Source organism: Mesorhizobium sp. M7A.F.Ca.US.005.03.2.1 (genome assembly GCF_003997795.1).
GTDB classification, from domain to species: Bacteria; Pseudomonadota; Alphaproteobacteria; order Rhizobiales; family Rhizobiaceae; genus Mesorhizobium; species Mesorhizobium ciceri.
The window spans coordinates 1-4874 of the sequence record NZ_RZRP01000479.1 but is presented as its reverse complement, the minus strand read 5'-3'; the positions used below and the strand labels follow the sequence as shown (position 1 = coordinate 4874).

Here is a 4874-nt window from a genome sequence, read left to right as displayed (position 1 = left end):
ATCTGCGCCAGCCCGTCATCGGCGAGCCGTATCAGGGCCTGACGCACCACGATGCGGCTGACATCGAATATCTCGGCAAGCTCGCGCTCGCCGAGCTTGCAGCCGGGCACCAGCCGATGGTCGATGATGGCGCGGGTCAGCGTGTCCGCGATCGTCTGGGAGCGGCTGCTCAAGGCACGGTTCTCCGCCTTTGCGACGACATGATCAGCAGGCTTTCCATGATGAAGACATGACGCTTCGGGATGTGCCATATCCCAGGTTCAGGTTTTCCATATCGGAATTCAATCATCATAGTCTGTCAACACAAAAAATGATTTTGGCTGACAAAAAATCATTGATTGGTATCCAATCTTGTGATTTCGTCATTGCGAAACGTCAGGCTAGGTTCGTGGTGAAGGGCTAGCCGAGTTGGGAGGGATGCCGATGGCAACCCGTTGCGTCGACCGCGAGCTTCTGAACGACTGGCATATCGTCGCTGACCAGGAATCGCTCAGCCAGGATGTGCCCTTTTCGACCCGTCTGCTTGGGGTCGATCTCGTCGTTCGCAAACATTCAGACAAGATCGAAGTCGTTCGCAACGATACCGGCGACGTGTTGAAGAGCGCCGAGCGCTATGGCTTCGTCTGGACCTGTCTGGACAAACCCTGGCGCGACATCATCTACATCCCCGAGGCCAACGAGGCGGATCGACATCTGGTCAGCGGCGGCTCGATCGCGGTCAAGGTGTCGGGCCTTCGCGCCGTCGAGAATTTTCTCGACATGGGGCATTTCCCCTTCATCCACACCGGCTGGCTCGGCGAGGAGCCGCATACCGAGGTCGTGCCTTACAAGGTGGAAATCACGCCCCAGGACGAGGTGCTGGCGACCGAATGCAAATTCTACCAGCCCATCGCGTCGCCGACCGCGAAGGAAGGGTTCGTCGTCGAGTACATCTACAAGGTGATCCGGCCCTATACGGTGGCGCTCTACAAGAGCAATCCGATCCAGAAGGGGAGGCTGGATGTCATCACGCTGTTCGTGCAGCCGGTCGACGAGGAGAACTGCGTCGCGCATCCCTATCTCTGCTACCTCAAGGAGGGCATGGACGCGGCGACGGTGCGCAGTTTCATGCAATTGATCTTCGCGCAGGACAAGCCGATCCTGGAAAACCAGGTCCCCAAGCGCCTGCCGCTCGATCCGCGCGCCGAGACCCCGATCCGCGCCGATGCCGTCTCGGTTTCCTATCGGCGCTGGCTGCGTGACAGGGCGGTCACCTATGGTGCGATACCGGCACAGATCTGATGACGTCCGAGGGTATTTGAAGGGATAACATGATGACGAAATGCGCTGATCCCGTGATCCTCAATCTCTGGCATCCCGTGGGCGCCATCGCGGAAGCTGCTCCCGGCGCCGTCCAGGAGACCGTTCTGCTCGAGGAGCGCCTCAGCTTTGCGGTGGACGCGGATGGCGAGCCCGTCGTCTGGCGCTCGCGTCCCGATGTGCAAAGGGCTGACCATATTCCACCCGCCGACAGGCTGCCTGCAATAAGCGCCTATGGCTATGTCTGGACTTCGCTCGGGTCGCCGCCGGCCGAGCTGTTCCCGATCCCCGAATATCAAGAGCCGGACCGCCGTAAGCTCAATGCGGCAACGTTCGGCGTCAACGTCTCGGCGCCGCGCGCCATCGAGAACTTTCTCGACATGGGCCACTTCCCCTATGTGCATACCGACATACTCGGCGTCGAGCCGCATACCGAAGTCAAGGAATACGACGTCGAGATCTCCGTCGATCGTGACGAGATCCTGGCCACGCGCTGCCGCTTCTTCCAGCCGATGGCGTCGACGGCGTCCGATGGCGGCGCCGACGTCGACTACGTCTATCGCGTGCCGCATCCCTATTGCTCGGTGCTCTATAAATCGAGCCCGGTCGACGAGACCCGGCGCGATGTCATCGCCGTCTTCCTGCAGCCGGTCGACCAGGAGCATGTGCGCGCCCACATGCTGCTTTGCGTGCTCGACGAAGACAATGAAGACAAGGTGATCAAGCGTTTCCAGCAGACGATCTTCGGCCAGGACAAGCCGATCCTGGAAAACCAGGTGCCGAAGCGCCTGCCGCTCGATCCGCGCGCCGAGACGCCGATCCGCGCTGACAAGTCGGCCATCGCCTACCGGCGCTGGCTCAGCCAGAAGGGCGTGACCTACGGGGTCATCCCGGCTGCAGCCTGACAGACATTTTGGAGACGATTGATGTTGGAAGAAGCCAGAAGCCGGTGGCATCCGATCGCCGCTGCCCATGATTTGCCGTTTCGCCACGTTTTCCACGGCCAGTTGCTCGGCCGGGAATTCGCCGTGTGGCGGGCCGATGACGGTTACGTCAACATCTGGGAGAACCGCTGCCTGCATCGCGGCGTCAGGCTGTCGATCGGCATCAATGACGGGCGCGAACTGAAATGCCAGTATCACGGCTGGCGTTATTCGAACCGCACCGCTGGCTGCACCTATATCCCGGCTCATCCGGCCGATGCACCCGCCCGCACCATCACCAACCGCACTTTTCCGGCGGTCGAACGTTATGGCTTGGTCTGGTCCTCGGAAGAGCCGCGCGGGGAGGTGCCTGAGATTGCCGGCCTCGCCGAAGGCAAGCTCCTCGCCTTGCGCGGCATCGCGGTCAACGCGCCGGCCGACAAAGTCGTCGAGAGGCTGAGAGCCTATCGCTTTCAACCCAACGGAGCGATCGATGGCGAGGGCGCCGACATTCTCGTCGAAGCCGCCCAGGATTTCGCTGTGGCGCTTCGCTCGCGAGCCAGCAGCGCCGAGACGCAGGGCGTTTTCTTCGTGCAGCCGGTCGATTCCAACCGTTCGGTGATCCGCGGCGTGCTCGATCAGGAGGCCGAGGGCGCCGCGCGCATTGCCATTCTGCGTCACCACAATGAGCGGCTTTCCAAGCTGCGCGACGAGGTCGAGCGCGACGTGGCGAACGCGCCGGCGCCGGCGCCGCTCGAGCCGGTCTACGAACGGGTCTCGGCCGAACTCGCCGAAATGCCTGAGGTGACCACGCATGGCCGCAAGGCTGCGCTGCGTGTCAGCGTGGCCAGAAAATGGCAGACCGCCGACGGGATCGCAGGCTTCGAGCTTCGTCCGATCAAGGGCATCCTGCCGACGTTCCAGCCTGGAGCCCATATCGACGTCCACATGCCCAATGGCGAGATCAGGCAGTATTCGATCACCAACGGTCCCGGTGAAACCGACAGCTTCACCATCGGCGTCAAGCTGGAACGGGACTCCAAGGGTGGCTCGAAATGCATGCATGAGACGGTGCGAGAGGGCGACGTGCTGGCGATTTCCGAGCCACGCAACAACTTCCCGCTGCGCCGCGATGCGATCAAGACGCTGTTCGTCGCCGGCGGCATCGGCATCACGCCGCTGCTCGCCATGGCGCAGGCGCTGAAGAACCAGGAGCTTGCGCACGAGCTGCATTATTTCGCGCAAGGCGAGGAACACCTCGCCTTTGCCGATCGGCTGAAGCATCTCGGCGATGCGCTGAAGCCGCATCTCGGCCTCTCGCCCGACGCGACCGGCGCCGAGCTTCGACAACTCCTCGCCGGTCATCGCAATGGCATGCATCTCTACATCTGCGGCCCGGGACCGATGCTGGAAGCCGCGCGCAAGATCGCGGCCGAGCAGGGCTGGCCGGATAGCGCCGTCCATTTCGAGTACTTCAAGAACACCAACAAGATCGACGACAGTTCGAGCTTCGAGGTCGCGCTGGCGCGCTCCTGCGTCACGCTTCAGGTGCCGGCGGGCAAGACGATCATGCAGGTCATGCGCGAAAGCGGCATCGATGTTCCGTCGTCTTGCGAGCAAGGCGCCTGCGGCACTTGCGTGGCGACGGTGATCGAGGGCGAACCGGACCATCAGGACGTCTACCTCAACGATGCCGAGAGGAAGGCCGGAACCAAGATCATGACCTGCGTTTCGCGCGCCAAATCGGCACGCCTCGTGCTGGACATCTAACTGTTTGTTTTACGCAATTCCGGACGGAAAACCGTTACACACATTTCCTGGAATTGCTTTAGGAGCTGCCGATGATCACGCTTTACGACTACGAACTGTCGGGCAATTGCTACAAGCTGCGGCTGCTGATGAGTTTTCTCGGCATCGACTACAAGACCGTGCCGGTCGACTTCTACCCCGGCCGCGAACACAAGTCGGAATGGTTCCTGAAACTCAATCCGCTTGGCCAGCTGCCGGTCATCGAGGATGAAGAGCTGATCTTGCGCGATGCCCAAGCGATCCTTGTCTATCTCGCCTCGAAATACGATCCGTCGGGCACCTGGTATCCGCGGGACAATCCCGCTCTGCTGGGCGAGATCAGCCAGTGGCTGGCCTTTGCAGACGGTATCACTTCGACGGCGTCGGCCGCCCGCCTGCACGATGCGCTGTTTTATGACTTCGATATCGATGCCGCGCGTGCCGGCGCGCATCGCCTTTTCCGTATCCTCGACGAGCATCTGTGGTTCGGCGAACAGCAGGGCCGCAACTGGATCTGTTCGGCCAGTCACCCGACCATCGCCGACATCGCCTGTTTTCCTTACATCATCCTGTCGGAGGAAGGCGGTGTTCCGCGCCAGGACTATCCGGCTATTCGGCGCTGGTGCGACCGTGTCAAGCGCATCAAGGGCTTCACCGTCATGTCGGGTGTGTTTCCCGCCGGCCCCGGCAAGATCGCCGCATAGTCTGATCATAAGCGCCGCGTTCTGGCCCGGCAAAATAGAGATTTGGGAGAGAAAAAGAATGAAAACCCGCGCCGCTGTCGCTGTCGCCGCCGGAAAGCCGCTGGAGATCATGGAGGTCGACCTCGAGGGCCCGCGCGAGGGCGAAGTGCTGGTCGAGATC

Annotated in this window: 5 protein-coding genes; 4 read left to right on the top strand and 1 reads right to left on the bottom strand. The window is 61.6% G+C overall.

Translation table 11 applies throughout. The features are described 5' to 3' along the window. Positions 1–173: winged helix-turn-helix domain-containing protein (locus EN991_RS23490; RefSeq protein ID WP_164769329.1), on the bottom strand; the 173-nt coding region annotated here is incomplete at its 3' end. 250 nt (positions 174–423) lie between these two features. On the opposite strand from EN991_RS23490, the gene EN991_RS23485 reads away from it, so the two are divergent. The 4 genes from EN991_RS23485 (at position 424) to EN991_RS23470 (ending at position 4714) form a co-directional block, all read left to right on the top strand. Then, entirely contained in the window at positions 424–1281 is an 858-nt protein-coding gene (locus EN991_RS23485) for an aromatic ring-hydroxylating dioxygenase subunit alpha (protein WP_127369653.1), read from the top strand. A 29-nt stretch (positions 1282–1310) separates the two neighbouring features. After that, a complete protein-coding gene (locus EN991_RS23480; protein WP_013529897.1) occupies positions 1311–2204 on the top strand; it encodes an aromatic ring-hydroxylating dioxygenase subunit alpha in 894 nt (297 codons plus the stop codon). A gap of 21 nt (positions 2205–2225) precedes the next feature. Further along, positions 2226–3992, top strand: a complete 1767-nt coding sequence (locus EN991_RS23475) for a Rieske 2Fe-2S domain-containing protein (RefSeq protein ID WP_127369652.1) — start codon at positions 2226–2228, stop codon at positions 3990–3992. Positions 3993–4063: 71 nt separating this feature from the next. Then, entirely contained in the window at positions 4064–4714 is a 651-nt protein-coding gene (locus EN991_RS23470; protein ID WP_063168879.1) for a glutathione S-transferase, read from the top strand. The last annotated feature ends 160 nt before the right edge of the window (positions 4715–4874 follow it).